Source organism: Flavobacterium sp. (genome assembly GCF_029242675.1).
Lineage (GTDB): Bacteria > Bacteroidota > Bacteroidia > Flavobacteriales > Flavobacteriaceae > Flavobacterium.
The window spans coordinates 1-2,421 of sequence record NZ_JAQWTM010000168.1; the positions used below are offsets into that span (position 1 = coordinate 1).

A 2,421-nucleotide genomic window follows, 5' to 3' on the forward strand; every position below is an offset into this window, starting at 1 on the left:
CAAAGGCGTGTCTCATAAGTGCGGACACGACGGACACATGGCAATATTATGTGGTTTAGCGATGGAACTGCATGAAAACAGACCCGACACCGGAACAGTAATTTTGCTTTTTCAAACAGCAGAAGAAGACGGTAGTGGAGCGCAAAAAGTCCTTTCTGACCCTAAATTTAGTTACAAACCGGATTTTGCCTTCGCCTTGCACAACATTCCTGGTTATCCAAAAAATCAAATTGTCGCTAAAGAAAAAACCTTTAGCTGCGCCGTCAACAGTTTCATCATAAAACTAGATGGAATTACGTCACATGCAGCTGAGCCTCATATGGGAATTAATCCTGCTTTGGCTTTAGCCGAAATAACCACTAAATTCAGCAGCCTAATTCAAGCGGATCTTACCAAAGAAAATTACTGCTTGATCACTCCTATTTATTCCAAAATGGGAAAAAAAGCATACGGCGTATCTGCGGGTGCTGCCGAAATTCATTTTACCGTGCGGAGCGATAGCAATGAACGAATGAAAATAATCGAAAAAGATTTAGAAAAAGAGGCGAAAAAGATAGCAGCGCAATTTAATTTAAAATGCCGGACTTCATTGACCCAAAAGTTCTATGCAAACGAAAACAGTGTTAAGGCGGTCGAGCATATCAAAAAGGCAGCTGCAACGCATCAATTGAATTATATAGAAAAAGAGACTCCCTTTACTTGGGGAGAAGATTTTGGATTATTTACCCACCAATTTTCAGGCGCTATGTTTGGTTTAGGATCAGGAACGGACTCCCCTGCCCTGCACAATCCTGATTATGATTTCCCAGACGAGATTATTCCCACCGGCGTTGCCTTATTTCATCAAATTAGTAAACAAATTTTAAATGCACACTAATTCAACAATAGAACTTAACAAAACAGCTTACCGTAATAACATCCAATTTTTGAGAAAGACTTTTGGCAAAAAAGTCACTCTTTCTTCGGTTGTAAAAGGAAATGCCTATGGACACGGACTGCATGAATTTGTTACTATGGCAAATGATTGTGGTGTCAACCATTTTTCTGCTTTTGACGTAGAGGAGGCTAAAATAATAAGGGAAGCATTGTCTGACAAAGTGACTATTATGATTATGGGTTTCGTTCCTAATGAAGATATGGAATGGGTAATTACTAATGGTGTAGAGTTTTATATTTTTGATAAAAGTAGGCTTTCCACAGCTGTAAAGACAGCTAAAAAATTAAGTACAAAGGCCATTGTCCATATCGAAGTAGAAACGGGAATGAACCGTACAGGTTTTGACAAACAGGAACTAGCGCAGGTTATTGCTACTTTAAAAAAAGAAACAGAGCATTTACTTTTCAAAGGCTTGTGCACGCACTATGCAGGTGCCGAAAGTATTACCAATTACTATCGAGTAGAAAAGCAAATAAAAAAATATCAGGAAATCTATGACTATATTTGTAGTACGGGCATCCAACCTGAAATAAAACATACCGCTTGCTCTGCTGCATCAATGATGTATCCCGAAACGAGAATGGACCTTGTCCGCATTGGAATTATGCAATACGGTCTGTGGTCAAGTCCGGAGGTTTTTGTGAAATTTTTAAATTCGTACAAAAACAAGATTGATCCTTTGCAACGCATCATCGCTTGGAAAAGCAAAATTATGTCGACTAAGAAAGTAAACAGTGGTGAATTTATTGGTTATGGAACAAGTTTTTTAGCCGAGAGAAAAATGAAAATTGCGGTAGTACCCATAGGTTATGCTCATGGTTATAGCCGTTCCTTAAGCAATCAAGGGCGCGTCCTTATACAAGGACATCGATGTGCCGTTATCGGATCTGTAAATATGAATATGATGACCGTTGATGTAACAGATATCGATGCTGTAAAAAAAGAAGATGAAGTAGTATTAATTGGATCACAAAAAGACATGACAGTATCCGTTGCCTCCTTTAGTGATTTAAGCAATCAACTTAATTATGAATTATTAACTAGAATAGCAAAAACGATCCCTCGTAAAATTATCTAATAATGGCTTTTATAAAACTATACAGAAAAAAATTAGAAGAAAACTACACCTTTCTGAACGAGATTTTTACCAGTCGAAACATAGAATATGGCGTGGTAACCAAACTCCTTTGCGGAAATGAGCTGTACTTAAAAGAAATCATGTCCTTAGGAGTTCGAGAAATGCATGATTCCCGAATTAGTAATTTACGTAAAATAAAAAAGCTGGATCCTACTATCCAAACGGTATACATCAAGCCACCGGCTAAAAGAAGTATTGAAAAAATAGTGCGCTATGCCGATGTTAGTTTCAATACCGAAATTTATACCATTCAGGAATTATCTATAGAAGCACAAAAGCAGAACAAAATTCATAAAATCATTATCATGATTGAAATGGGTGATTTGCGTGAAGGCGTTATGGGTGA

At 37.5% G+C, this 2,421-nt stretch carries 2 protein-coding genes and 1 pseudogene; all 3 read left to right on the forward strand.

Translation table 11 applies throughout. The features are described from left to right. Positions 1–877, forward strand: an 877-nt coding sequence (locus P8M54_RS06700; RefSeq protein WP_300286509.1) for an amidohydrolase, incomplete at its 5' end; no start/stop codon positions are given. After that, positions 867–2,015 (forward strand): alanine racemase, encoded by a 1,149-nt coding sequence (gene alr, locus P8M54_RS06705; protein ID WP_300286511.1) that lies wholly within the window; start codon positions 867–869, stop codon positions 2,013–2,015. The genes P8M54_RS06700 and alr, both read left to right, overlap by 11 nt. A 2-nt stretch (positions 2,016–2,017) precedes the next feature. After that, positions 2,018–2,421, forward strand: a pseudogene (locus P8M54_RS06710) (alanine/ornithine racemase family PLP-dependent enzyme); the annotation flags it as partial.